3 protein-coding genes are annotated in these 2,238 nt (G+C 47.2%); all 3 read left to right on the forward strand.

The features are described 5' to 3' along the window. Window positions 1-935 (forward strand): DUF445 family protein (locus KW93_RS12040; RefSeq protein WP_033543271.1); only part of this gene is annotated, 935 nt, incomplete at its 5' end. 12 nt (window positions 936-947) lie between these two features. Then, window positions 948-1,295 (forward strand): YlbF family regulator, encoded by a 348-nt coding sequence (locus KW93_RS12045; protein ID WP_033543272.1) that lies wholly within the window; start codon window positions 948-950, stop codon window positions 1,293-1,295. A 100-nt stretch (window positions 1,296-1,395) separates the two neighbouring features. Continuing rightward, window positions 1,396-2,175 (forward strand): enoyl-CoA hydratase, encoded by a 780-nt coding sequence (locus KW93_RS12050; protein WP_033543273.1) that lies wholly within the window; start codon window positions 1,396-1,398, stop codon window positions 2,173-2,175. The last annotated feature ends 63 nt before the right edge of the window (window positions 2,176-2,238 follow it).

Here is a 2,238-nt window from a genome sequence, read left to right on the forward strand (position 1 = left end):
CGGAAACATTCAAAAAGCGCTTTTTGAATGAAGAGATGAGCGCAAAAGCTGAAAAGTGGCTGCACAATCAATTGGACAGGCATGTGTTTCAGTCACCCAACACAATCAACGAGTGGCTGGAATCGGCTGGCCAGACTGGAATCCCTGAGAAAATAGAGATAAAACTGGATGAACTGGTCGACCGCCAGGTTTTGTCACTCCAGGATTATGCGGAAGGAAAGACAATTCGCGAACTGATGCCGGAGAATTGGCGGGAAGAGACGGAACTGAAAATACTGCAGGGGCTGAAATATGCCATCGATCAGGGATCCGATTATTTTTCATCCATGGAAGGCCGCCACACAATCCGCACATTCATGGATGAGTTTCTGTCTTCGCGGGGGCGTTTTGGCAATATGCTGCATTCCCTGTTCGGCGAAGCGCGCCTTTTAGTCGACCGGATCCAGCCTGAAATCATTAAATTCCTTAATTCGCCGCGTACTTTTGAATTGCTTGCAACACTGGCGTACGGGGAATGGGAAAAGCTGCAGGACAGGAAAGCGGAGGATATTTTAAAGGAATTCGATTTCGAGCCGGCTATTGATGCAGTAAAGCAATACGTTAAAGAAACCGCGAATATCGAGGGCCGTTTTGATGCAACACTTGCAGAGACCTGGCCAACAGGGTTAGAATGGACAAGTAAAAACATTATCCTCCTTGTCGTGGAATTCGCTTTTGAACAGGGAGAGGTAAAACTGGAAGAAGCCTTGCAGAAGATCAATATGGAAGGCATGGTCAAAGAGCAAGTCGATTCTCTGCCGTTGAACCGCCTGGAAGAACTCGTTTTGGGGATTTCGCAGCGGGAATTGAAAATGATTACAGCGCTCGGCTTTTTACTTGGCGGCGTCATCGGCGTCGTCCAGGGAATTCTCAGCCTGGCACTGAATACAATGTAGAGGAGAATCACAATGGCAGTTAATATTTATGATGACATCAACAAACTGGAAAGCACATTCCGTTCGACAGAAGAGTTCCAAAAACTTGAGGCGGCTGTAGAAAATGTTAAATCAGACAGCGAAGCCAATGATCTGTTCAAGAGTTTCCGCGATCTGCAAATCACACTTCAGCAAAAACAGCAGCAGGGTGAAGAAATTACGGAAGAAGAAATGATGGGCGCTCAGTCGACAGCAATGGCGGCTCAGCAAAACGAAAAAATTCTTGCGATGCTGGAAGCGGAAATGGGCCTCAGCCAAATGATCGAAGAAGTAAACCGTGTTTTGATCAAACCGGTTCAATCTTTATACGAAAGCATGTAAGCTGAAGATCCCTTAAGGAAAAATAAAGGGATTTGGAAAAAGACACCGAATAAGTAAAGATGAATGACAATTCATTTTTACGAAAGGGTGTCTTTTTTCTATGTATGAAACAATTCGACTGGAAAAGCAGGGCCGCATCGCCCATGTTGTATTAAACCGTCCCAACTCCATGAACGCCATGAACGGACGGATGATGAAGGAGCTGGCGGATTGCTTCAAGTCACTGCAAAACGACCAGTCACTTCATGTCGTGAAAATTTACGGGGAAGGCAGGGCATTTTCTGCCGGCGGCGATATCAAGGAAATGATGGATCCTGATAATCCGATGGACATTGATCTCGTCATGAAAGATATAAGCAGGCTTGCAAAAGCACTTTATACGCTGCCGCAAATAACAATTGCCGTCATCCATGGGGCTTCAGCCGGTCTCGGTTTCTCCATGGCGCTTGCCTGCGACCATGTCATCGCAGAGGAAAACAGCAAATTGGCGATGAATTTCATCGGCATCGGGCTGGTTCCGGATGGCGGTGGCCATTTCTTCATGAAAGAACGGGTCGGCGTGCCGAAAGCCAAGGAAATCATTTGGGCGGGCCAGACGCTGAAAGCGCATGATGCTCTCGCAAAAGGGCTGATCGAGGAAGTGACAGCGGAAGGGCGCGGCATGGAACATGCAGAAGCCTATTCAACAGAAGTTCTCCGTTCACCGGTGCTGTCGCGGCTCGCATCCAAAAAAATTCTCCATTCATTAAAACTGGCTGAACTGGAACAGGTACTGGAGATGGAAGCAGCCGCACAGTCGGCAATGCGCAAATCGAAAGACCATCTGGAAGGCATTCAGGCGTTTGTGGAAAAGCGCAAACCTGAATTTTCCGGACAATAAAAAAATGAAAAAGTGTCCCTGCAGATAAAACAGGGTAGTGACCCCTTAAAGTTAGAGTTTCAG

Origin of the sequence: Planococcus sp. CAU13, assembly GCF_000775575.1 — a bacterium.
Taxonomy (GTDB): Bacteria; Bacillota; Bacilli; order Bacillales_A; family Planococcaceae; genus Planococcus.